This window comes from Salinicola sp. RZ23 (assembly GCF_003206675.1).
GTDB classification, from domain to species: domain Bacteria; phylum Pseudomonadota; class Gammaproteobacteria; order Pseudomonadales; family Halomonadaceae; genus Salinicola; species Salinicola endophyticus.
Genome location: NZ_PZJK01000017.1, coordinates 169,308 through 191,112, shown reverse-complemented (window position 1 = coordinate 191,112; position 21,805 = coordinate 169,308). Strand labels below are relative to the sequence as shown.

Sequence of the window (21,805 nt, the reverse complement as noted above, 5' to 3'; positions counted from 1 at the left end):
ATTCTTATTCTCATTCTTAAGCGAGCGCGGCATGTCTCTACCTCCCCTATGGCGCCTCAGCGCCTGCGCTGCCCTGCTGGGCCTGGGTCAGAACGGCCTGCTGGTGATGCTGCCGGTGCTGGTGGCACGCTTCGGGATGCCGCTGTCGCAGTGGGCGGGGCTGATCCTGCTCGGATCGATGCTGTTTCTCGTCGGCAGCCCCTTCTGGGGCGGTGTCGCCGACCGCCGCGGCGCGCGGCTGGTGGTGGTGCAGGCGCTGCTGGGCTATCTGCTCAGTTTCGCGCTGATCGCGGCCGCGCTGTGGGCCTCGGTGGCGGGGCTACTGGCGCCAATGGCGATGCTGGTGCTGCTGGCCGTGGCCCGGGTGCTCTACGGCCTGACGGTATCGGGGATGGTGCCGGCCTGCCAGCAGTGGGCGCTGGCGCTGCATCCGGGCGGCGAGCGACTGGCGGCGCTGGCCGCGGTCAGTGCCGGCCTCAGCAGCGGCCGCCTGCTCGGCCCGCTGCTCGCCGCCGCCAGCCTGAGTCTGTCGGTCTATGCGCCCTTCGCGTTGATGCTGGTGGCCGGGCTGCTGGCGCTGGTGCTGCTGCCCGGGGTGCCGCAGCCAACCCGCGATACGGGGGCTATCGATGGCGACGCTCTCGACAACCGCGCTCTCGACAACCGCGCTCTCGATAAGAACGCACTCGATCACCGCGCCATCGATAGCGACGCGCGGAATGGCGCCACGGGCGGCGCTGCTGCGCAGGCACGGCCAGGCCTCGGGCGCCGGCTGCCACCCCGCAGCAACCTGGCCTATCTGGCCATGGCGCTGCTGCTGGCGATGTCGGTCTCGCTGATGCAGCTGGGTCTGCCGGCCTCGCTGCAGCAGGCACTGGCGATCGATGCCACGCGCGCCGGCCACTGGATGGGTGTGCTGCTCTCGCTGGGCGCGGTGGGGGCACTCGCCACCCAGCTCGGAGTGGTCCGCGCCCGCCGCCTGGAGAGCCGGGCGCTGCTGGGGCTCGGCGCCATGGGGCTGGCACTGGGCTACGCCCTGCTCGCCGGCACCGCGACCTTGGTCTTCGCCCCCGGCCTCGACCTTGGCTTGGGAGTGCTGTTCGCCCTCGGGGTCGTGCTCGCGAGTACCGGCGCCGCCCTCGCCGTCCCCGGCTATACCGAAGCGGCCACCCGCCATCAGGCCCAGGGCACCAGCGCCGGCCTGCTGAGCATGGCGCATACCCTGGGCTACGGCCTGGCAGCCCTCTGCGTGAGCCTGGTCGAGCCCGGCCGATTGCTGCCCCTGGCACTGGCCGCCGCCACCGCGCTGCTGCTGCTGATGCCGCTGACGCGCCGCCGCAGGCGAACCGGCGAATGCGCCGCCATCGCCCGGCACGGCGGCCACTCCTGATCCCCGCCGCGTTCACCCGGGGCCCCACTCACATGAATTCACCGCCACTCACCTCATAACCCTGGAATATCACGCGATGAGGCACCATCGACACACCCTTTTAATATGAATGATTTTTATTTGCCTTAGTATTATCAATTAGGAGTCACCCCATGCCTGCTACCGCGCTCCCCTCGACGGCATCCGTCGATCTCGCCGCAAGCTGTTTCTTCAATGCGCTGCTGCGCGAATGCCCCCACTGGCGGCTGGTCAGCGATCCCGCCGGCGAGCGCGCGGTGCTGCCGCTGAGCGACGGTGAGCTGCATCTGCACCTGCGCCACCGCAGCGCCAGCGGCGAGTGCCGCTTCGCCTGGCCGACGTACTATGTGCCCGATGAGACGTACCATGTGCCCGATGAGACGTCCTATGGGGTGACCCATGAAGCGCCTCTGCCCCAGAGCGAAACGCTCCACCAGGGCGAGCCCCTGGCGCTCGACTTCGCCAGCGCCCTGGATCGGGTCCTGGCGACGCCGGCACTGGTCGGCGAACTCGATGACGAGTCCCGGGCACGCTTCCGCGAACGGGTCCTGGAGAGCCGCATCAATACCCAGGAGAGCCTCGACGCCCGGGACGATCTGACCCGGCTGCAGCAGGGCCCGCTCGATTTCGTCGCCGCCGAGCAGGGCCTGCTCGCTGGCCACGCCTTCCACCCTGCGCCCAAATCCCGCGCCCCCTTCACCGCCCAGGAGGCGCAGCGCTACTGCCCCGAGCACCGCGCCCGGATCGGTCTCGCCTGGTGGGCAGTCGCCCCCGAGCGTCTGGTCAAGGAGTCCAGCCGCGAGCGCGGCGCCGCCGATCTGGCCGCCGAGCTACTGCCCGCCGAGCTCGCCGCGCGGCTGCCGGTAAGCGCCACCGGGCAGGCCTTCGCCGCCCTGCCCATGCATCCGTGGCAGGCCCGGCATCTGCGCGCGCAGCCCAGCGTCCAGGCGCTCGAGGCGGCGGGTGAGCTGGTGTGGCTGGGGGAGAGTCAGGCCGAGTGGTACCCCACCTCGTCACACCGCTCGCTCTACGCCAGCGGCGCGCCCTGGATGGTCAAGGGCTCGCTCTCGGCACGCCTGACCAATTCTCTGCGCCTGCTCAGCGTCAAGGAGGTCGCCCGCGGGCTGCGTCTGGATGAATGGATGCGCGATCTCGATATCGCCCAGCGCTTCCCCGGCTTCAACGTGATGCAGGAGCCGGCCTGGCTCGGCTGGCGCGATGCCGAGGGCCAGGTGGATGCCGCCAGCCTGGTGCTGCTGCGCGAGAACCCGCTGCAGCACGCGCCCAACGCCGAGGCGGTGGTGCTCGCCACCCTGACCCAGCAGCCGCTGGCGGCGGAGGGAGAATCGCTGCTCGCCGCCCGGGTCCGCGCCGCCGCCACCCAGCGCGGCGAGCCGCTGGCCGAGGCCACCCGCAGCTGGTTCGCCGCCTACTGCGAGCACGTGCTCACACCGCTGTTCGGGCTGGTGGTGGAAGAAGGGATCGTGCTGCTGGCGCACCAGCAGAACATCGTGCTGCGCCTCGACCAGGGCTGGCCGGTGGGCATGGACTACCGCGACTGCCAGGGCAGCGGTGTGAGCGATCACTTCCTCGCCCGCCATCCGCAGCTGGCCGAGGCGCCGGAAAACCACTGGTCCCGCGACACCCTGCGGCGCTACTTCCTCTACTACCTGCTGATCAACTCCACCTTCGCCGTCACCAGCGCCCTGGCCGCCGACGGCCTGGCCGAGGAAGCGCTGCTGCTGGCCGACCTGCGCGCCCATCTCGAAGGGCTGCGCAAGCGCCTCGACGGCGATCTCGACTGTCTGGAGCACGCCCTGAACGCCGCCGACCTCGAGGTCAAGGGCAACTTCTTCTGCTACCTGAGCGGCGTCAACGAGGCGACCCTGGGCAACCCTGCCCGCCTCTATCTGCCGCTGCGCAATCCGCTGACGCAGCCCCTCGCCGACTCTCTGGCGCCGCTGGCCGCGACGCCGAACGCCACCCGACTCACCGGAGCTCTCGCATGAACGCCACCCTGGAAGGCACCCTCGATACCCCGCTCGGCCATACGGATAATGCCGAGACGAGCCCTGAACGGACGAGCGCTGGCGCCCCCTCGCTCACGTTTCTCGCCGACCGCGCCGCGCGCCTGAACGCCACCGACGAGCACGCTCCGCACCCGCTGATCGCCGCCCTCGACGCCGCCTTCGCCCGCCACCCGACGCTGGCACTACTGGTGCTCGAAGACGCGGACTGGCAGGGCCACCCGGACTGGCCGACGCTCATCGCCACCCTGGGCGGCCCCCGGGTGCTGCGCTCAGTCTTCTATCAGCAGCCGTGGCACTGGCTGGGCCACGCCCCGACCACCCCGGCCGAGACGCCCTTCGCCCCCGAGCTGGGCCATCCCCGGCGCCCGACCAAACCGAGCGGCGAAGTCTACCGGCGAGAGATGCCGCAGTTGGGCCAGACCTTCGGCCTGCGGGTGATCGAGCGCGAGCGCGACCTCGAACGCTTCGTGCGCTGGATGCACCTGCCGCGGGTGGCCGAGTTCTGGGAGCAGGCGTGGCCCGAGGCGGAGCTGGCCGAGTTCATCGATCAGCGCCTGGCCGATCCGCACACGCTGCCGCTGATCGGCGAGTTCGATGGCCGTGCGTTCGGCTACTTCGAGCTCTACTGGGCCGCCGAGGATCGCCTCGCCCCCTACTACCCCTGGGCGCCCTTCGACCGCGGCATTCATCTGCTGGTGGGTGAGGAGGACGTGCGCGGGCCGCAGTTCGTCGATGCCTGGCTCGGTGGGCTCAGCCACTACGCCTACCTCTCCGAGCCGCGCACCACCCGGCTGGTGCTGGAGCCGCGCCACGACAATCGCCGGCTGTTCCGCCACCTGGGGCGCCTCGGGCTCGAGCGTCTGCGCGACTTCGACTTCCCGCACAAACGCTCGAGCCTGGTGATGGGCCAGCGCGAGCGCTTCTTCGGGGAGATTCTGTGATGGGGAGAGAGGCTGCGGTGCACACAACGCCGGGGATGGCCGCGCTGGATACCTGCCTGGCACCCCACTGGGGCGCGGCCAACCGTGCGCTGATCGCCAAGATCATCGGCGAGCTGAGCTACGAGCGCATTCTCGAGCCGCAGGGCGACGATGCCAGCGGCTACCGCCTCGCCCTCGACGAGCACGGCAGCTGGCACTTCAGCGCGCGAACCAATCTCTGGGGCCAGCCTCAGGTCGACCCCGAGAGCCTGAGCCCGCCCCCCGGGGCGAGCCTGGAGGCGGCCGACTTCCTGCTCGCGCTGGCCACGCCGTTGGGCATGCAGGATAGCCAGGTCGCCGAGCACCTGGAGGATCTGTTCGCCACCCTGCGCGCCGACTGCCAGCTGCGCGAGGCGCGCCGCGGTCTCAGCGCCGATGCCGCCATTCGGCTGCCCGAGCCGCAGCGCCAGCGGCTGCTCGACGGCCATCCCAAGTTCCTGTTCAACAAGGGGCGCCGCGGCTGGGGGCTGGATGCGCTGGCGCGCTACGCCCCGGAGCATGGCCAGAGCTTCCAGCTGGGCTGGGTGGCGGTCGCCGCCCAGGCGCTGGAGTGCGGCGGCAGCGCCATCGACACCCCGGAACTGTTGCGCTCGGCGCTCTGCGAGATCGAGCTGGGGCGGCTGCACCAGGCGCTGGCCGAGCGCGTCGACGCCCCCGCCGACTACCGTCTGATGCCGGTGCACCCGTGGCAGTGGCAGCGCTGGCTGGCGCCGCTGCACGCCGGCGACATCGCCCACGGCCGGCTGCACTATCTGGGCGAGTTCGGCGACCGCTACGCGCCGCAGCAGTCACTACGCACCCTGACCAACGTCAGCCGGTGCGCCAGCCACGACATCAAGCTGCCGCTGACGATCATGAACACCTCCTGCTATCGCGGCATTCCCGGGCGCTATCTGCTCGCCGGCCCGGCGGCCTCGGCGTGGCTCAAGCGCCGCGCCGAGGAGGACCCGGAGTTCGCCCGCGCGGGGCTGGAGATCCTCGCCGAGCCCGCTGGCGCGGTGCTGCCCCACGCCCAGTACGCACGCCTGGCCCAGGCCCCCTACCGCTACGCCGAGCTGTTCGGGGTGATCTGGCGCGAGGCGCTGGCGCCGCGCCTGGGGGCGAGCGAGCAGGCGCTGCTGATGGCCGAGCTGATGCAGTGCGACGAGCAGGGCCGGCCCTGGCTCGCCGCCTATCTGGCCGCGGCCGGGGCCGAGTCGCCGGCCGCCGCGGAGCGCTGGCTCACGCGGCTGTTCGAGGTCACCGTGGTGCCGATGTGGCACCTGATGTGCCGCTACGGCGTCTCGCTGATCGCCCATGGCCAGAATCTCACCCTGATCCTGCGTGACGGCTGGCCCCAGCGCCTGGCGCTCAAGGATTTCCAGGGCGATCTGCGCCTGGTCGACGAGGACTTCCCCGAGGCCAGCGACCTGCCGGAGAACCTCACCGCGGTCACCGTGCGGCTGCCGCCGGAGAAGCTGATCCACGATCTGCAGACCGGCCACTTCGTCACCACGCTGCGCTTCATCGCGCCGCTGGCCGCCGCCTGCGGGGTGGATGAGACGCGCTTCTACCAGCTCTGCGGCGACGTGCTCGCCGCCTACCGGGAACGCCACCCGGCGCTGGCCGAGCGTTTCGTCCGCTTCGATCTGTTCGCGCCGCGCATCCTGCGCCTGACGCTCAATCGCGCCAAGTTCCTGCACGCCACCGACAACGCCAGCGAGCGCATGCTGGCGGAGATGGATCTGCACGTGGCCAACCCTCTGCACGGCGTGCGTCAAGCCGCGTCACGCGCCGAGGTCATCACATCACCGGAGGTGTCCGATGTCTGAACGCTCTACTCTCGATCTGGCCGGCGTGGGCGCTGGCCCCTTCAACCTGAGCATCGCCGCGCTGGCGGACTCGCGCCTGCCGCAACTCGCCACCCGCTTCTTCGAGCGGCGCCAGGCGCTCTCCTGGCACCCCGGCCTGATGCTGCCCGATACCCATCTGCAGACCGGCTTCCTCAAGGATCTGGTCACGGCGGTGGCGCCGGACAGCCGCCACTCCTTCCTCAACTATCTGGTCAGCCACCGGCGCTTCTATCGCTTCCTCAATGCCGAGCTGGGCAGCGTCAGCCGCGCCGAGTTCTCCGACTACCTGCGCTGGGTCGGCGAGCGCCTGGAGAGCGTGGCACTGGGCCAGGGGGTGCGCGAGATCGAGCTCGACGCCCACGGCTTCCGCCTGCGCACCGACAGCGGCGACTACCGCGCCCGCCACCTCTGCCTGGGCACCGGCAAGGCGCCGTGGATGCCTGAGTTCGCCACCGCACTGCGCGGCCCACACTGCCTGCACGCGGCCGAGATCGCCCATACCCGGCGCGACTTCTCCGGCCTGCGCGTGGTGGTGGTGGGCGGCGGCCAGAGCGGCGCCGATGTGTTCCTGAATGCCCTGCGTGGCCACTGGGGCCAGCCGCGCTCGCTCGACTGGATCTCGCGGCGGCGCAACTTCGAGCCGCTCGACGAGACCGCGTTCACCAACGAGTACTTCACCCCCGGCTACACCAGCGCCTTCCACGGCCTGTCGCGGGCGGTGCGCGAGCGCGAGGTGGCGGCCCAGAAGCTGGCCAGCGATGGCATCACGCCCGCCGCCCTGCAGACCCTCTACCGTGAGCTCTATCACCGCTTCGATGTGCTCGGCGAGCCGCGCTGGGCGCGCCTGCTGCCGCACCGCAGCGCGGTGGCGCTGAAGCGTCAGGGCACCGGGCTGAGCCTGACCACCGAGCACGGCCTGGGCGGCGAGCGTGAGCGCTTCGACGCCGATGTGGTGATCTTCGCCACCGGCTTCTCCTCGCAGCTACCGGCGTGCCTGGCGCCGCTGGCCGAGCGTCTGCCACGTGACGCCCATGGCGAGCTGGTACTCGGCCCCCACTTCGAGGTGGCCTGGGATGGCCCCGCCGCCCACCGGCTCTATGCGGTCAACGCCGGGCGCCACAGCCACGGCATCGCCGAGCCGCAGCTGTCGCTGATGGCGTGGCGCTCGGCGACCATCCTCAACCATGTCGCCGGGCGGGAAGTGTTCGACCTCGCCGACAGCGACGGCCCTGTGGCCTGGCATCCGCTGGCGGCCCATAGCGACGTGGTCGAGCAGCGCTGGGCGCAGGCGATCTGATCCGTCGCCTCCGGCCAGGCGCACCGCCAGGCCCTGGGCCTCAATCCGCCCACTGCCATGGCGGTGCGTCGAGCATGCCCTGATCGACGATCACGCTCTCCCCCAGCGTCTTCTCCAGGGCGATGGCGTTGCACTGGGCATCGCGCTCCAGCGCCGCGACCAGGCGCGGGGCGTGGGAGACCACCCACACCTGCGTCTCGCGGGAGGCACGCACGATCAGCCGCCCCAGGGCGGGCAGCAGATCGGGATGCAGGCTGGTCTCCGGCTCGTTCAGTACCATCAGCGATGGCGGCCGGGGCGTCAGCAGCGCCGCCACCAGCAGCAGATAGCGCAGCGTGCCATCCGACAGCTCCGCCTGGTTCAGCGGTCGCAGCAGGCCCTCCTGCTGGAACCGCAGCAGGAAGCGATTGCCACCATCGGCCTCGACGCCGAGCCTGGCCCCGGGGAAGGCATCCTCGATCGCCGCGTGCAGTGCCTGCCGGTCGCCGATCTCGTGGATGGTGCGCAGTGCGGCCACCAGCCCATGACCGTCATGATCCAGTACCGGGGTGCGGGTGCCGATCTGCGGCGTGCGAACGGGGGCGTGCGCATCGCTGCGGAACTGGTCGTAGAAGCGCCAGCCACGAACCGCCTGGCGCACGGCGTGTACCTCGGGCACGGCGACCGGGTCACTGATTTCGCTCAGGATGCTGTCACGCGGATCGAGATGGGCGTCGTACACCCGCCACTGACGTCCTTGGCGTACCTTGACCGTCGACCCTTGGCGATCGACCAGACAGTTGCTGGGCCGATAGACCTCACCCGCCCAGATGCACTCCCGCTTGATCTCGGGATCGAGCTGGAACAGGGAGGGCTCCTGGTAGCCGGCGAACCCTTGCGGCGACGGCATGCCCAGCGAAATGGCGTAGCCGAAGGTCTCGCCCACGAAGCCCAGCCGCAGCCGCGGGCTGCGTCGGCGCGGACCACCCTGGATGGGGACACTGCCTTCGCGCATGCCCCGGGTCAGGGTGTCCGGTCCGGCCCAGAAGGTGTGGTCGAGCCCGCCCTCCTGGGCGAGCGAGGCGATCAGGTTGCCCCGCGCGGTGTCGGCCAGCAGCCGCAGCGACTTGTAGAGATTGGACTTGCCGCTGCCGTTGGGGCCGGTGACCACGTTGAGTTCGGAGAGCGGCGAGACGATCTGCCTCAGGCTGCGATAGTGAGACACCGCGAAGGTGTTGATCATGGTCGAGAGAACTCCCTGACGGACGCCGAGATCTGCCGTGGCAGCCCACACCTTATCATCGACGCCCGATGCGATAGCGCCTCCCGTCATTGACGCACGCAGGCGAAGATCGCGCTGGACGCGGGGGGAACTACACAGGATGCTAATGTTTAGCCACTGAACCCTGGCTTTCCGATTCGCCTGCCGACAGCGAGCCCGCCATGCTGCAACCCGTTTCCCGTCAAAGCGATCTGACCCTCGAACCCGATCAGACGCCGCCGCGCCCGGCGGACGTGAGCACCTTCGCGCCGCTGGGCGTCCCCGCCTTCCGCATGATCTGGATCGCCAACCTGTTCGCCAACCTGGGGGTATGGGCGCAGTCGGTGGCGGCGGCCTGGGTGGTCACCTCCAGCGCCGGCGGCGCGCTGCTGGTGGCGATGATCCAGGTGGCAGCGGCGCTGCCACTGGTGCTGATGTCGATCGTCACCGGAGTGATCGCGGACAACTACGACCGCCGCAAGGTGATGCTGTTCGGGTTGATCATCGAGCTGCTGGGCGGCGCCTTCATCACCCTGATCGCCTTTCTCGGCCTGCTCTCGCCGACCCTGCTGCTCGCCTCGATCCTGTGCGTGTCGATCGGTGCGGCGATCACCACCCCGGCGTGGCAGGCGGCGGTCAACGAGCAGGTGCCGCGCAATCTGGTCTCCAGCGCAGTACTGCTCAACAGCGTCAACTACAACGCCGCCCGCGCCATCGGCCCGGCCATCGGTGGATTGCTGCTGGCAGCGGTGGGGCCGGCGTGGATCTTCCTGCTCAACGTGCTCTGCTTCTGCGGCCTGCTCGCCGCGCTGTGGCGCTGGAAGCGCGCGGTGCTGCCCAAGTCGCTGCCGCCGGAGCGGCTGTGGGAGGGGGTCAAGGCGGCCATGCACTTCGTGCAGTACTCCAGCGTCACCCGGCTGGTGATGCTGCGTGCCTTCATCTTCGGCATCTCGGCCAGCGCCATCTGGGCGCTGCTGCCGCTGCTGGCGCATCAGCACCCCAGCGGCAGCGCCTCGCTCTACGGCTACATGCTGGGCGGGCTGGGGATCGGCGCGATCGCCGGCAGTACCCTGGTCAACCGGGCGCGTCAGCGGTTCGGCAGCAGCCGCCTGATCAGCGTCGCCGCCATGCTGCTGGGCGGCGTGATGCTGATGCTCGGCGGGGTCGACAGGCTGTGGCTGCTGTTCCCGGCGCTGGTGATCGGCGGGGGCTGCTGGATCGCTGCGGTCGCTTCCTACAACTCGGCAGTGCAGGTGCTGGTGCCGGACTGGGTCAAGGCGCGCGCGCTGGCGCTCTATCAGACCGCGCTCTACGCCGGGCTGACCCTGGGCTCGCTGCTGTGGGGCCAGTTGACCGAGGGAGTCGGGGTGCATATGGCGCTGCTGCTGGCCGGCGCACTGCTGCTGCTCTCGGCGCTGCTGTTCCTGCCTTCGCGGCTGCCGGACCTCGACGCCAGCGGCCTGATCGAGGCGCCCGAGGTGCACACCGAGCGCCCGGACTTCGAGTTCGACCCGGCGCGCGGCTCGGTCATGGTCACCATCGAGTACCGTATCGACGCCGAGCATCTGCGCGACTTCGCCCGTGCGGTGCGGCCGTTGCGCAAGCTGCGCCTGCGCAACGGCGCCAAGCGCTGGTCGCTCTACCGCGATATCGTCGACCGCGACCTGTGGCAGGAGGTGTTCCTGGTACCCAACTGGCTGCAGCATCTGCGCATGCTCGACCGCATGACCCTGGGCGACCGCGCGATCATCGAACGGGTCACCGCACTGCATGCCGGCAACGAGCCGCCGCGGGCGCGTCACGGCGTCAGCTACCGCTCCTCGCGCCACGCCAACGCGACCCTGACCCCGAACCAGACCGAACCGCCGGATGAGCCGGCCACGGCGGCCGACGCCACCAGCGCCCCCTGGCCACGGCGCGATATCCCGACTCGATAGCTGAGCTGCACGCCGGCGCTTTCCATCGCGCCGGCCGTTCGTCCCGCCGACTCGGCAGCGACCTGCAAGCGTCATCCGGGCGTGCGATACTGCGCCCCCGCAGCGCCGGGCCCGGCCGCGCTGCATCGGCCAACCCAGGGAGCCCGACATGACCCAAGAGACCGCCCGTCAGACCCTGCAGCGCGTCTTCGGTTTCGACGATTTCCGCGGCGGCCAGGGCGCGGTGATCGAACGCGTCATCGGCGGCCGTTCGACCGCGGCGATCTTCGCCACCGGCGCCGGCAAGTCGCTGTGCTATCAACTCCCCGCGCTGCACCTGCCCCACCTCACCCTGGTGGTCTCGCCGCTGCTGGCGCTGATGCAGGACCAGCTCGGCTTTCTCCAGCGCCACGGCGTGGCCGCCGCCAGCATCGACTCCACCCAGGACCGCGACACCGTGCGCGAGATCATGGAGCGGGCGCGGCGCAACGAGCTCAAGATCCTGATGGTCTCGGTGGAGCGGCTCAAGAACGAGCGCTTCCGCCACTTCCTGCGCCAGATCGCGATCTCGCTGCTGGTGATCGACGAGGCCCACTGCATCTCCGAGTGGGGCCACAACTTCCGCCCCGACTACCTCAAGCTGCCCGACTACCAGCGCGAGTTCGACATTCCCCAGGCGCTGCTGCTCACCGCCACCGCGACCCCGGCGGTGATCGACGACATGCGCGACAAGTTCGCCATCGCCGCCGAGGACGTGATCACCACCGGCTTCCATCGCCCCAATCTCGAACTGCTGGTGCAGCCGGTGCCGGCCGCCGAGCGCCTGGAGGCCCTGGCCGCCTGGCTGGCCCCACAGCAGCAGCCGGGCGCTGCCGCGCCCACCATCGTCTATGTCACCCTGCAGCACAGCGCCGAGCAGGTCGCCCGCGATCTCAGCGCCCGAGGCATCGCCGCGCGGGCCTACCATGCCGGACTCGACAGCGAGACCCGCGACGCCATCCAGCAGGGCTTCATGCACGGCGAGCTCGCCTGCATCGTCGCCACCATCGCCTTCGGCATGGGCATCGACAAGGGCGATATCCGCAACGTGGTCCACTACGACCTGCCCAAGTCGATCGAGAACTACAGTCAGGAGATCGGCCGCGCCGGGCGCGATGGCAAGCCTTCGCGCTGCCTCACCCTGGCCGGCCGCGACGGCCTGCGGGTGCTGGAGAACTTCGTCTATGGCGATACCCCGGAGCGCGCCGGCATTCGTCACGTGCTCGATGAGATCGCCACCGCCGGCGCCCGGCCGGAGCGCCAGTGGCCGGTGCTGCTCAACACCCTCTCGCGCGACAGCAATGTGCGCTTGCTGCCGCTGAAGACGCTGCTGGTGCGCCTGGAGATGCACGGCGTCATCGCGCCGCGCTACGCCTATCTGGCCGAGTACCGGCTGCGCTACGTCGAGCCTGCAGAGACGCTGGTGGCACGCTTCGAAGGCGAGCGCGCCGACTTCGTGCAACTGATCGTCGACAACGTGCCGATGGCACGCACCTGGGGCACGGTGGATTTCGAGCGCCTCTACCAGGCCGGGGCGGCCGCCGGGCTCGACGCCTCCCGGGGGCGGGTGATCACAGCGCTGGAGTACTTCCAGGAGAAGGGCTGGGTGGTGCTGGAAGCCAAGCGCATGACCGATGTCTACGAGGTGCTGACGCCCGAGTTCGACATCGACGGCCTGAGCGACACCCTGCTGGCCGAGTACCAGGCGCGGGAGGCGAGTGAGATCGCACGGCTGCACGCCATGCTCGACCTGTTCGAGTCCACCACCTGCCTGACCTGGCGCCTTGCCGCCTACTTCGGCGAGGCGCCACCGGTGGATACTACTGGCTGCGGCCATTGCTCGGTATGCCACGGCCGTATCGCCAGCCTGCCGCCGGCCCCGCCGCTGCCCGAGCCCGATGCGCAGACGCTGCAGCAGGCGCTGGCGCCGTTCATCGCCCGCCACCGCGATACCCTTGGCGAGGCCCCCGGCCCCCAGCGCATGGCGCATTTTCTGTGCGGGCTGGCGATGCCGCTGTTCACCCCGCTCAAGGCGCGCCAGCTGCCGGGGTTCGCGCGCTTCGAGGCCTACCCCTACGGCGAGATTCGTGATCGCTGTCAGGCGCTGCTGGCCGCCGGCGAGACACCGAACTGATCGGGCGTCGACGCTCACCCGAATACTGTATGCAAAACCACTGTTTTTGAGTACAGTACCTCGAGCCACGCGCTTTCGGCCCGGACCGCCCTGCCAGGGTCGGCCAGGGGCCGGAGCTGCCGTCTCCCCCTGCTCGAGGTGCGCCATGGAGCTGATCGACAAACTCTCCATCCTGGCCGATGCCGCCAAGTACGACGCCTCCTGCGCCAGCAGCGGCGCGCCCAATCGCACCTCCCGCGGCAAGGCCGGGCTGGGTGCCTCCAGCGGCATGGGCATCTGTCACAGCTTCACTCCGGATGGCCGCTGCGTCTCGCTACTCAAGGTGCTGCTGACCAACTTCTGTCTCTACGACTGCCAGTACTGCATCAATCGCCGTTCGAGCAATATCCCGCGCGCCCGCTTCACGCCAGAAGAGGTGGTGCGGCTCACGCTCTCGTTCTACCGCCGCAATACCATCAGCGGGCTGTTCCTGAGCTCGGGCATCATCCGCTCCAGCGACTACACCATGGAGCAGCTGATCCAGGTGGCCAGGCTGCTGCGCGAGACCCACCAGTTCCGCGGCTATATCCATCTCAAGGCGATTCCCGAGGCCGACCCCAGGCTATTGGAGGAGGCCGGGCGCTACGCCGACCGTCTCAGCGCCAATATCGAACTGCCGACGCTGACGAGCCTCAAGACCCTGGCGCCGGAGAAGCAGCTGGGCACCATCCACTCGGCGATGGGCCAGATCCGCCAGGGCATCGATGCCGCCAACGACGCGGCCACGCAGGAGGCCAAGCACCCGCCGCGCAGCGACAACCCCAAGCGCATGGCGCCACGCTACGCCCCGGGAGGCCAGAGCACGCAGATGATCGTCGGCGCCGATACCACCGATGACCGCACCATCCTGCAGTCCGCCGAACAGCTCTATCAGCGCTTCCGGCTCAAGCGCGTCTACTACTCGGCCTTCAGCCCGATCCCCGAACGCCCCGCCGGGCTGCCCCAGGCTGCCCCGCCGCTGCTGCGCGAGCATCGGCTCTACCAGGCCGACTTCCTGATCCGCGGCTACGGCTTCGCCGCCGCGGAGCTGCTCGGCAAGCCGGGCAATCTGGCACTAGACATCGACCCCAAGCTGGCCTGGGCGCTGACCCATCGCGACACCTTCCCGCTCGATCTCAACCGCGCCGAGCCGGCGCTGATCGCCCGTGTGCCGGGGATCGGCCTGAGGAGCGTGCAGCGGCTGGTCGAGCTGCGCCGCCACCGGCGAATCCGCTTTCAGGATCTGATCGCGCTGCGCTGCCGGATAGAGATCCTGCGCCCCTTCGTGGTGACCCAAGACTACCGCCCCGCCGATGGCCAGCGCGACAGCGCCCGCCTGCGCCAGCAGCTGACCGCGCCGCAGCCGGCGCAGATGGCACTGTGGTGAGCCCGTGATGACGCTTGCCTCGTCCACGCCCTGGGTCGTGCCCGCCGCGGACTTCGGCCAGTGGCGCGACGCCGCCCGGCGCCTGCTGCAGGCCGGCGTGCCGCCGGCGGCGGTGATATGGGAGGATGCCCGCGAGGTCCAGGAGGATCTCTTCGCCAGCGCCGAGGCCGGCGCTATCAGGCTGCCCGAGCCGAGCGTGCCGCCGCCCCCGGTGCGCATCGCCCGTGAGGACCTGGCCCTGCTCGAACGCGCCTCCCGCTATCGTTGCGGTGAGGGCGAACAGGGCCGCTGGGCGCTGCTCTACCGGGTGATGTGGCGCCTGCACCAGGGCGAGCGCGCGGCCATCCACGCCGCCGACGTCGATGGCCGCGTGCTGCACCAGCGCCACCATGCGGTCAAGCGCGAGGCGCACCATATGCACGCCTTCCTGCGCTTTTATCGCGACGACACGGATGGAGACGAGGCGGATGCGCGGGGCGCGAAGAGAGCCTCTGGCGGGGAAGAGTTCCATGCCAGGGAGGATTACCAGAGCGTGGAAGAGTCGAAAGCCAGTTTCATCGCCTGGTTCGAGCCGGCCCACGATGTGCTCGAGCTGGGTGCCGAGCACTTCGCCGACCGCCTGGGCAGCAACCCCTTCCTGATCGCCACCCCGCGGGGCGGCGTGGCCTGGAACGGCGAACAGCTGGATTACCGCACACCCTGCCCGCCAGCCTGGGCGGCCAGGGCCAGAGCTGCCCAGACCGCCGGCGAGGATAGCGAGCACGCGCTCTGGCGCACCTACTTCGTCAGCACCTTCAATCCGGCGCGGCTCAATCATCGGGTCATGACCCAGCACATGCCGCAACGCTTCTGGCGTCATCTCAGCGAAGGCGACCTGATCCCCGAACTCGAGGCCCGCGCCCGCCACGGTGGGCGGCGCCTGGCACAGGAGGCGAGCGTCGGCGAGCGCAAGGGCAAGACGCTGCCGCCAGCACGCCGCTAGGCGATCAAGGAGAGGCGGTGTCGATCCGCGCCACCGCATCGCGGCTGGCGAGGTCGCGCGCCTCGCCGGTGAGTTCGAACAGCTGGCCGTCGCGCATCTCCAGCAGGCGGTCAGCGTGGGCGAAGTAGTGGTCGTCATGGCTGATGGCGAACACGGTGATGCCAAGTTCGCGGAAGCGCGGCATCAGCTCGCGGTAGAAGACCCGGCGGAACTGGGGGTCCTGGTCCGCCGCCCACTCGTCGAGCAGCAAGATCTGGCGCTGCTCGACCAGCGCCATCAGCAGTGCCAGACGCTTGCGCTGCCCCTGGGAGAGCTCGGTATCCAGCACCTGGCCGGCGTCCAGCTCGAGCTTGCGCGCCAGCTGCAGCGTCTCCAGCCAGTTGTCGAGCAGCGCCGGATCGGCCGCACCGCCGCGCGGCCCCATCAGCCGATCGAACTGATGGAAGTCGGTATAGACCGCGGCGAAGCGCTGACGATAGCGCGGCCACTCGGCCTCGGTGACCGCCACGCCGTCGACCTGGATCTCGCCGGAGTGCGGCCGGTAGAGCCCGGTCAGCAGCTTGGCCAGGGTCGACTTGCCGCTGCCGTTGCCGCCGATCAGATAGACCTGCTCGCCACGGGTGAGCGCGAGATCGAGCGGCCCCACCGCAAAGCCCTCGCGCCCCGCGCGCTCGGGGTAGCGATAGGTGACCCCGCGCAGTGACAGCGTCTGCCACTCGCCGTGATCCTCGACCAGATCGAAGGAGGCCCGGTAAGGCGCCAGTTCCAGCTCGCGCAGCTTGTCGAACGAGACCTGGGCGGTGATCAGGGTCGGCGTTGCCCCCACGGCCTGGATCAGCGGCGAGCGCAGGAACAGCAGCGTCAGCGAGAAGGTGGCAGCGACCGCGGTATTGGACCAGCCCAGGCCGTTGGCGAGGAAGAACACCACGCCGATGGCACCGAGCATCATGATATTGGTCCAGTTGCCGGCACTCAGATGGAAGGTGTCGGCGCGGATGATGTGGTCACGGTAGGTGCGGGCATGGGCGTCATACACCTCCTCCAGCAGATGCCGTGCGCGGTCCCGGTTGAGCGAGAGCTCCTTGCGGCCGTGGATCACCGTCTCGTAGTCGCGATAGAGGCGATCGTCGGTGGTGCGGGTGATATGAATATGATGATAGACCCGCGATACCAGCCACCACCCCACCAGCATGGTGAAGGCGATCCACACCGCGGTGACCATCAGCAGCGGCGGCGATAGCCACAGCAGATAGGCCACCGAGGCCAGGGTGATGATCACCCCCTGGACCAGCTCCGGCAGCCGCACGAAGGCGATGGTGACATTGCGGATATCGCTCGACAGGCTGGCCAGCAGATGGGCGCTGCCGAGCTGCTCCAGGCGTTCGATGTCGGTGTCGAGGATGCGTTTGATCAGCCGCTCGCGCAGGCGGTAGACGAAGTGATGGCCCAGCGTGGTGAGCGCCAGCTGCGAGCCCAGGGTCACCGCCAGCAGCAGCGCCACCAGGCCGATGAACGGCACCAGGGTGGTCAGCACGCGGCTGTCGCCGACACTCCCCTCGGTGGCGATCAGCGCATGGTTGATGAAGGCGATCACGCCGATCCCCAGCACCGCGCTGAGAAGGCTGAGGAGCATCACGCCGACGAACGGCCAGCGGTAGTGACGAAAGACGACGCGCAGTAGTTCCATGCCGATCCTGTCGGTGGCGGAAATGGCTCCGCCAGCGGATCAGCCGGCATGCGGCGGCGGCGACGTGAGGGCGGAGTCGGAGCGGCGGGCGCACCCGGCGCAAGCGCGAATGATTCTGATCTTCACTCACGAAGTCAAGCCGCGCTCCGCGTCACGCCTCGTCGTCGGCGAACATCATCTGAATCCGCGAACGCAGCCAGCGCTCGGCGGGATCGTTGTCGTAGACGCTCTGCCACACCATGCTCAGCGCCGAGGGCTGGCGTTCCAGCGGCAGCTCGTCGACCCGCAACCCGCCCTGGGCGGCGAGCACGTCGGCGGCGTAATCCGGTACCGTGGCCAGCATGTCGGTCTCCTGCAGCAGCGAGGCGAGGCTGTTGAACTGCGGTACGGCGAGCACGATCCGACGCCGGCGCCCGTTGGCGGCGAGCAGGTCATCGACGTAGCCGTGCAGGTCGCCGTCGAACGACACCAGCACATGGGGACGTTCGCAGTAGTCGTCCAGGGTCAGCGCGCCGGGGCGGCCGTCGGCACGCAGCACCTTGGCCCGTGAGTGGCGCAGGGTCTTCTGCTTGGCGTTGGCGGGCAGGTCGCGGGCGTAGCCGGCGGCGACGGTGATCTCGCCGGTGTTGAGCAGCTGCGGCATGAGGTGGAAGTCGGCCCGGCGCACCACCAGCACGATGCCCGGCGCCTCGGTACGCAGGCGCTTGAGCAGCGCCGGCAGCAGGGCGAACTCGATATCGTCGCTGAAGCCGACGCGGAACACCGCCTCGCTGGTACTGGGGTCGAAGCTGCTGGTGCGGCTGAGCACGCTGGAGATCGCATCCAGCGCCGGCTGCAGCTGATCGTAGATCTCCAGCGCCCGCGCCGTGGGCACCATCTGGCGCCCGGTGCGCACCAGCAGCGGATCGCCGAACACGTCGCGCAGCCGTCCAAGGGCGGCGCTGGTCGCCGGCTGCCCCAGGAACAGCCGCTCCGCCGCCCGGGAGACGCTGCGCTCCTGCATCAGCGTCTCGAAGACCACCAGCAGTTTGAAGTCGACGCCACGCAGGTCGCTTCGATTCATCACCCACTCCCTCGCCTTACCACAAAATCGCCCTACTACACCGCCGCTCTACCACACCGTCGCCTGCCCCTGGCGTGCCTCACCGCACGCAGGCGGGTCGGTCGCGCACTCCACGCCGAACCCGGCCGCCGAGCCGAGGGTACCGGCAGCGGCGACCGGCGTCCCATCGCGGTTATCGATACGCGTTATAGCCAGTATCGATGATCGAGCATAGTGTGTCGCGATCATCATCGATAGAGTCGGATAACAGATTCGGAACGTCCGAGGTGTGCCATGTCACGCACGATACAATTTCAACGATTCGGCGGTGCCGAAGTCCTCGACATCATCGAGTCCCCAGCGCAGGAACCCGCTGCCGGGGAAGTCGCGATCGCCACCGAGGCCATCGGGGTCAATTGGCACGATGTACTGTGGCGGCGCAACATGGGGCCGACCCGAGCCACCCTGCCCGCGGGCCTGGGCAGCGAGATGGCCGGGCGGGTGGTCGCCGTCGGGCCCGGCGTCGAGGCGTTCCGCCCCGGCGACCGTGTCGCCTCGATCCCCGCCTTCGACCCCAACCGCTACGCCACCTACGCCGAGCACACGGTGCTCCCGGTGGAGGCGCTGATCGCCTATCCGCCCCAGCTCTCGGCAATCGAGGCGAGCGTGCACTATCTGCCATCGCTGGTCAGTTGGCTCGGCTTTTGCGAGATCGCCGCGCTGCAACCCGGCGAGACCGTACTGATCACCGGCGCCTGCCATATCGGCGGCCCCTACGCGGTGCAGGTGGCCCACGCTCTGGGTGCCCGGGTGATCGCAGCGACACCCCACGAAGGCGCCATCGACTATTTGAAGACCCTGGGTGCCGACGCGGTGATACATACCGAGACCCAGGATCTGGTCAAGAAAGTGACCAAGCTCACCGATGGCCAGGGCGTCGATGTCGCGCTGGATGCCCTCGGCGGCCCCCAGTTCAACCTGCTGGGCGAGGTCATGGCGCCGCGCGGGCGGCTGATTCTCTACGGACTGCTCGGCGGCAACGAGACCTCGTTCCCGGCACAGGCGGCCTTTCGCAAGAACATCCAGTTCCATGTTCACAGCCTCTCCAACTTCAGCGGCAAGCCGGAACTGGATATCCCCCAGAATCGTCCGGCGCTGGCGCGCGCGATTGCCGACGTCGAGCGCATGACCCTCAGCGGCGAGCTGCGCCCGCAGATCGATCACTGCTTCGACTTCAGCGAGGTGATCGAAGCGCACCGCTATCTGGAGACCTGCGCCAACCACCATGGGCGCATCGTGCTCGAGGTGACGAAGAAGTGACCGCCGCCGCGCCGGCCAGACGCCGCGAATTGACGCCGCCGCGGGATTGACGACAATGGCGCGCCTGGAGCGTGATCGGCTCCACTTGGCTCGCACTGTCACCGCTGATGGGGAAACACCCGCATGCTCGCTCAACTCTTCGCCGTGATGGCGCCGGTGCTGGCCGGCGCGAGCATCGGCTTCGGCTGGATTCGGCTCGGCTACAGCTACCCCACCGAGTTCGTGACCAAGCTGGTGTTCAATGTCGGCACACCGGCGCTGGTGTTGGCCTCGCTCGCCAATGCCGATGTCGATCCGGGCGACTTCGGCATGACCCTGCTGGCGACCTTGCTGGTACTCGCCGGCCTGGCGCTGGCCAGCCTGGGCGTGGCGCGGCTGTTGAAGAAATCGTGGCGGGTGATCCTGTCACCGATGATGTACCCCAATACCGGCAACATGGGTCTGCCGGTATCGCTCTACGCCTTCGGCCACGCCGGCTTCACCTTCGCCATGACCGCCTGGGTCGCCAACGCCCTGATCCAGTTCACCTTCGGCATGATGATGGCGTCGCGGGGCAACCCGTGGAAGGCCCTGCTGAAAAACCCGACGCTCTACAGCATCGCCCTCTCGCTGCTCTTCCTGTTAAGCGGCACACCGTTGCCGGCCTGGCTCGGCAACACCGTGCATCTGCTCTCCGGGCTGACCATTCCGCTGATGCTGATCACCCTGGGGGTGTCGCTGGCCAGCATCCAGGCGCGCAGCCTCTCCTCGGGTCTGCTCTTCACCCTGTGCCGGGTGCCCATCGCCCTGGGGCTCTCCTTCGGCGTCGCCGCCCTGCTCGGCCTGCCGCCCCTCGCCGCCAGCGCCCTGGCACTGCAGATGAGCATGCCGGTGGCGGTCTACAACTATCTGTTCGCCCAGCGTGCCCGGCGCGAGCCGGAGTACGTCGCCAGTCTGGTGTTCTGCTCGACGCTGCTGGCGTTCGTCTATCTGCCGCTGGAGCTGGCATTCCTATTGCCGAGCTAAGCGCGCAGGCGCCTTGCAAAGCCCCAGTCAACGACTATATTACAGACACGTAATCTGACGGTTTTTCAAAGTATTACCGCAGGTTGCAAAGGATATTGGTTCGTCAATGGAGCCTTCAGGCAAGGAGACGAAGATGCAAAAACTGTCATGGAAGCAGACTCTGGGTGCCGCCGCGCTGGTCGCCGGTTCCGCTGGCATGTCCCAGGCCGCCCTGGCCCAGGATACCGCCAAGCAGGACCTGCAGGGACTCTACTCCGCCGGGGAGCTGATGGACGCCGACGTCTATCTGAAGAGCGCACCCAAAGATGATATCGGCGATGTCGAAGACATCCTGCTGGGCGAAGACATGGGCGTTCAGGCGCTGGTGATCGAAGCTGGCGGCGTGCTCGACATGGGCGATCGTGAGTTCGTGGTACAGAAAGGCGACTTCACCGTCGAGACGGTCCACGCCGACAACCTCGACGACATCGAGTATCGCGTGGTGCTGGATATCGACAAGAGCGCGCTGAAGCAGCAGCCCGAGTACACCAACGACTGGTGGCAGCAGGCCAAGACCAACGCCGCACAGGCTTGGGAGCAGACCAAACAGGGTGCCTCCAGCGCCTGGCAGAGCACCAAGGAGGCCACCTCCAATCTGCTGCGTGATGCCAGCAACGCCATCGACGGCAACAACTGAGCCGTCGCCGCAGCCCATGAAATGACATCATGGGTTGCCGAAAACCAGACCGCCGATCCTGCGATCGGCGGTTTTTTTGTGCCCTGCCCTCCTTGGCGCAGGTTGCCCGCCAGACTTCGCACCCCTTCGGCGTCCAGCATCACTCTCGGCACTATCTTGGTGCCTTGCCACCCCTGGCTGGCAACAACCTAGACCTATCAGGCCCAGAAACAGAGCGCCCCGCCCCGGGCAAGCCGGGGCGGGGCGCTGAAGGCGCTGGCAGCAGTCGCTTACTGCTTCTTCTGCACCATGCCCTGCACGCGTTGCATCAGCTGCGGATCCTGCTGAATGGCTTGACCGATGGCGTTGAACTGCTCGACGCTCATCTCGTTGTCCTTCACGGCCTGGACCATCTCGTCGTTGGCCTGCTGGCGAATCTTCTGCTGTTCGCCCTCGTCGGAGGCATTTTGCAGCTGCTCGGTGTAGTCCTGCGAGATCGAGGCGATCTGCTGCGAGGCGTCAGCGAAGTGCTGCAGCTGCGCGTCGGAGAAGTTTTTCGCCGGCGCCTGGGTCTTGGCGGCGCTGTCGGCGGTATCCTGAGCCATGACCGGCGCGCTGGCCAGACCGGTGGTCATCATGGCTGCCGCGAGAAACGCAGTGATCCGTTGCATTCAATCCTCCAGATATCGATTTTCTGCATGTGCCTAAGTGGGATGCCTCACATGGCCAAGAGTTCCCGTAGAAAGTGTTTCTCTCGGCAATGAAATGTGTCTCGTGCCCTCCGAGGGTGTGTACAAGATGTCTGCGCTCGGCAATACGGCGTTAACATCGGC

The 21,805-nt window shown here is 68.7% G+C and carries 16 protein-coding genes; 12 read left to right on the top strand and 4 right to left on the bottom strand.

The window, feature by feature from the left end; all coding sequences use genetic code 11:
• Positions 1-31 precede the first annotated feature (31 nt).
• The 5 genes from DOM67_RS17775 (at position 32) to DOM67_RS17755 (ending at position 7,547) form a co-directional block, all read left to right on the top strand.
• A complete protein-coding gene (locus DOM67_RS17775; RefSeq protein WP_110678389.1) occupies positions 32-1,390 on the top strand; it encodes an MFS transporter in 1,359 nt (452 codons plus the stop codon).
• 152 nt (positions 1,391-1,542) lie between these two features.
• Entirely contained in the window at positions 1,543-3,417 is a 1,875-nt protein-coding gene (locus DOM67_RS17770; RefSeq protein WP_110678387.1) for an IucA/IucC family protein, read from the top strand.
• Positions 3,414-4,379, top strand: coding sequence for a GNAT family N-acetyltransferase (locus DOM67_RS17765; RefSeq protein ID WP_110678385.1), 966 nt, complete (start codon positions 3,414-3,416; stop codon positions 4,377-4,379). Before DOM67_RS17770 ends, DOM67_RS17765 begins: the two co-directional genes overlap by 4 nt.
• A complete protein-coding gene (locus DOM67_RS17760; RefSeq protein WP_198651855.1) occupies positions 4,379-6,229 on the top strand; it encodes an IucA/IucC family protein in 1,851 nt (616 codons plus the stop codon). Before DOM67_RS17765 ends, DOM67_RS17760 begins: the two co-directional genes overlap by 1 nt.
• Positions 6,222-7,547: a SidA/IucD/PvdA family monooxygenase gene (locus DOM67_RS17755; protein WP_110678381.1), complete on the top strand. Its 1,326-nt coding sequence runs from the start codon at positions 6,222-6,224 to the stop codon at positions 7,545-7,547. Before DOM67_RS17760 ends, DOM67_RS17755 begins: the two co-directional genes overlap by 8 nt.
• 40 nt (positions 7,548-7,587) lie before the next feature.
• Here the strand turns inward: DOM67_RS17755 and DOM67_RS17750 are convergent, their stop codons facing one another.
• The gene (locus tag DOM67_RS17750; RefSeq protein WP_110678379.1) at positions 7,588-8,769 is read right to left on the bottom strand and encodes an AAA family ATPase; all 1,182 of its coding nucleotides are present in this window, start codon (positions 8,767-8,769) and stop codon (positions 7,588-7,590) included.
• Positions 8,770-8,969: 200 nt separating this feature from the next.
• Between DOM67_RS17750 and DOM67_RS17745 the strand changes: the two genes are divergently transcribed.
• From DOM67_RS17745 to DOM67_RS17730, 4 genes are all read left to right on the top strand, one after another.
• Positions 8,970-10,724 (top strand): MFS transporter, encoded by a 1,755-nt coding sequence (locus DOM67_RS17745; protein WP_110678377.1) that lies wholly within the window; start codon positions 8,970-8,972, stop codon positions 10,722-10,724.
• A gap of 148 nt (positions 10,725-10,872) precedes the next feature.
• Positions 10,873-12,876 carry a RecQ family ATP-dependent DNA helicase gene (locus DOM67_RS17740; protein ID WP_110678375.1) on the top strand — a complete coding sequence of 668 codons (2,004 nt, stop codon included), beginning with the start codon at positions 10,873-10,875 and terminating at the stop codon, positions 12,874-12,876.
• A 145-nt stretch (positions 12,877-13,021) separates the two neighbouring features.
• Positions 13,022-14,281 (top strand): putative DNA modification/repair radical SAM protein, encoded by a 1,260-nt coding sequence (locus tag DOM67_RS17735; RefSeq protein ID WP_110678373.1) that lies wholly within the window; start codon positions 13,022-13,024, stop codon positions 14,279-14,281.
• Between the two features lie 7 nt (positions 14,282-14,288).
• On the top strand, positions 14,289-15,263 hold the full coding sequence (locus DOM67_RS17730) for a TIGR03915 family putative DNA repair protein (RefSeq protein ID WP_110678371.1): 975 nt from the start codon (positions 14,289-14,291) through the stop codon (positions 15,261-15,263).
• A 4-nt stretch (positions 15,264-15,267) separates the two neighbouring features.
• Here the strand turns inward: DOM67_RS17730 and DOM67_RS17725 are convergent, their stop codons facing one another.
• The gene (locus DOM67_RS17725) at positions 15,268-16,950 is read right to left on the bottom strand and encodes a multidrug ABC transporter permease/ATP-binding protein (protein WP_110678369.1); all 1,683 of its coding nucleotides are present in this window, start codon (positions 16,948-16,950) and stop codon (positions 15,268-15,270) included.
• A 151-nt stretch (positions 16,951-17,101) separates the two neighbouring features.
• Positions 17,102-18,013 (bottom strand): LysR family transcriptional regulator, encoded by a 912-nt coding sequence (locus DOM67_RS17720; protein WP_110678367.1) that lies wholly within the window; start codon positions 18,011-18,013, stop codon positions 17,102-17,104.
• A gap of 273 nt (positions 18,014-18,286) precedes the next feature.
• Between DOM67_RS17720 and DOM67_RS17715 the strand changes: the two genes are divergently transcribed.
• The 3 genes from DOM67_RS17715 to DOM67_RS17705 all read left to right on the top strand — a co-directional run bounded on the left by DOM67_RS17715 (position 18,287) and on the right by DOM67_RS17705 (position 20,993).
• The gene (locus DOM67_RS17715; protein ID WP_110678365.1) at positions 18,287-19,312 is read left to right on the top strand and encodes a zinc-dependent alcohol dehydrogenase family protein; all 1,026 of its coding nucleotides are present in this window, start codon (positions 18,287-18,289) and stop codon (positions 19,310-19,312) included.
• Positions 19,313-19,435: 123 nt separating this feature from the next.
• On the top strand, positions 19,436-20,317 hold the full coding sequence (locus DOM67_RS17710; RefSeq protein ID WP_110678363.1) for an AEC family transporter: 882 nt from the start codon (positions 19,436-19,438) through the stop codon (positions 20,315-20,317).
• Between the two features lie 133 nt (positions 20,318-20,450).
• A complete protein-coding gene (locus DOM67_RS17705) occupies positions 20,451-20,993 on the top strand; it encodes a PRC-barrel domain containing protein (protein ID WP_110678361.1) in 543 nt (180 codons plus the stop codon).
• A gap of 269 nt (positions 20,994-21,262) precedes the next feature.
• On the opposite strand, the gene DOM67_RS17700 is transcribed toward DOM67_RS17705, so the two are convergent.
• Positions 21,263-21,643, bottom strand: a complete 381-nt coding sequence (locus DOM67_RS17700; RefSeq protein WP_106418321.1) for a DUF4168 domain-containing protein — start codon at positions 21,641-21,643, stop codon at positions 21,263-21,265.
• Between the last annotated feature and the right edge of the window lie 162 nt (positions 21,644-21,805).

Coding starts and splice junctions, on each gene's coding strand:
- DOM67_RS17760 (WP_198651855.1), top strand. CDS start 4,379: ATGGGGAGAGAGGCTGCGGTGCACACAACGCCGGGGATGGCCGCGCTG.
- DOM67_RS17705 (WP_110678361.1), top strand. CDS start 20,451: ATGCAAAAACTGTCATGGAAGCAGACTCTGGGTGCCGCCGCGCTGGTC.
- DOM67_RS17710 (WP_110678363.1), top strand. CDS start 19,436: ATGCTCGCTCAACTCTTCGCCGTGATGGCGCCGGTGCTGGCCGGCGCG.
- DOM67_RS17765 (WP_110678385.1), top strand. CDS start 3,414: ATGAACGCCACCCTGGAAGGCACCCTCGATACCCCGCTCGGCCATACG.
- DOM67_RS17725 (WP_110678369.1), bottom strand. CDS start 16,950: ATGGAACTACTGCGCGTCGTCTTTCGTCACTACCGCTGGCCGTTCGTC.
- DOM67_RS17735 (WP_110678373.1), top strand. CDS start 13,022: ATGGAGCTGATCGACAAACTCTCCATCCTGGCCGATGCCGCCAAGTAC.
- DOM67_RS17770 (WP_110678387.1), top strand. CDS start 1,543: ATGCCTGCTACCGCGCTCCCCTCGACGGCATCCGTCGATCTCGCCGCA.
- DOM67_RS17700 (WP_106418321.1), bottom strand. CDS start 21,643: ATGCAACGGATCACTGCGTTTCTCGCGGCAGCCATGATGACCACCGGT.
- DOM67_RS17755 (WP_110678381.1), top strand. CDS start 6,222: ATGTCTGAACGCTCTACTCTCGATCTGGCCGGCGTGGGCGCTGGCCCC.
- DOM67_RS17720 (WP_110678367.1), bottom strand. CDS start 18,013: ATGAATCGAAGCGACCTGCGTGGCGTCGACTTCAAACTGCTGGTGGTC.
- DOM67_RS17740 (WP_110678375.1), top strand. CDS start 10,873: ATGACCCAAGAGACCGCCCGTCAGACCCTGCAGCGCGTCTTCGGTTTC.
- DOM67_RS17745 (WP_110678377.1), top strand. CDS start 8,970: ATGCTGCAACCCGTTTCCCGTCAAAGCGATCTGACCCTCGAACCCGAT.
- DOM67_RS17750 (WP_110678379.1), bottom strand. CDS start 8,769: ATGATCAACACCTTCGCGGTGTCTCACTATCGCAGCCTGAGGCAGATC.
- DOM67_RS17775 (WP_110678389.1), top strand. CDS start 32: ATGTCTCTACCTCCCCTATGGCGCCTCAGCGCCTGCGCTGCCCTGCTG.
- DOM67_RS17730 (WP_110678371.1), top strand. CDS start 14,289: ATGACGCTTGCCTCGTCCACGCCCTGGGTCGTGCCCGCCGCGGACTTC.
- DOM67_RS17715 (WP_110678365.1), top strand. CDS start 18,287: ATGTCACGCACGATACAATTTCAACGATTCGGCGGTGCCGAAGTCCTC.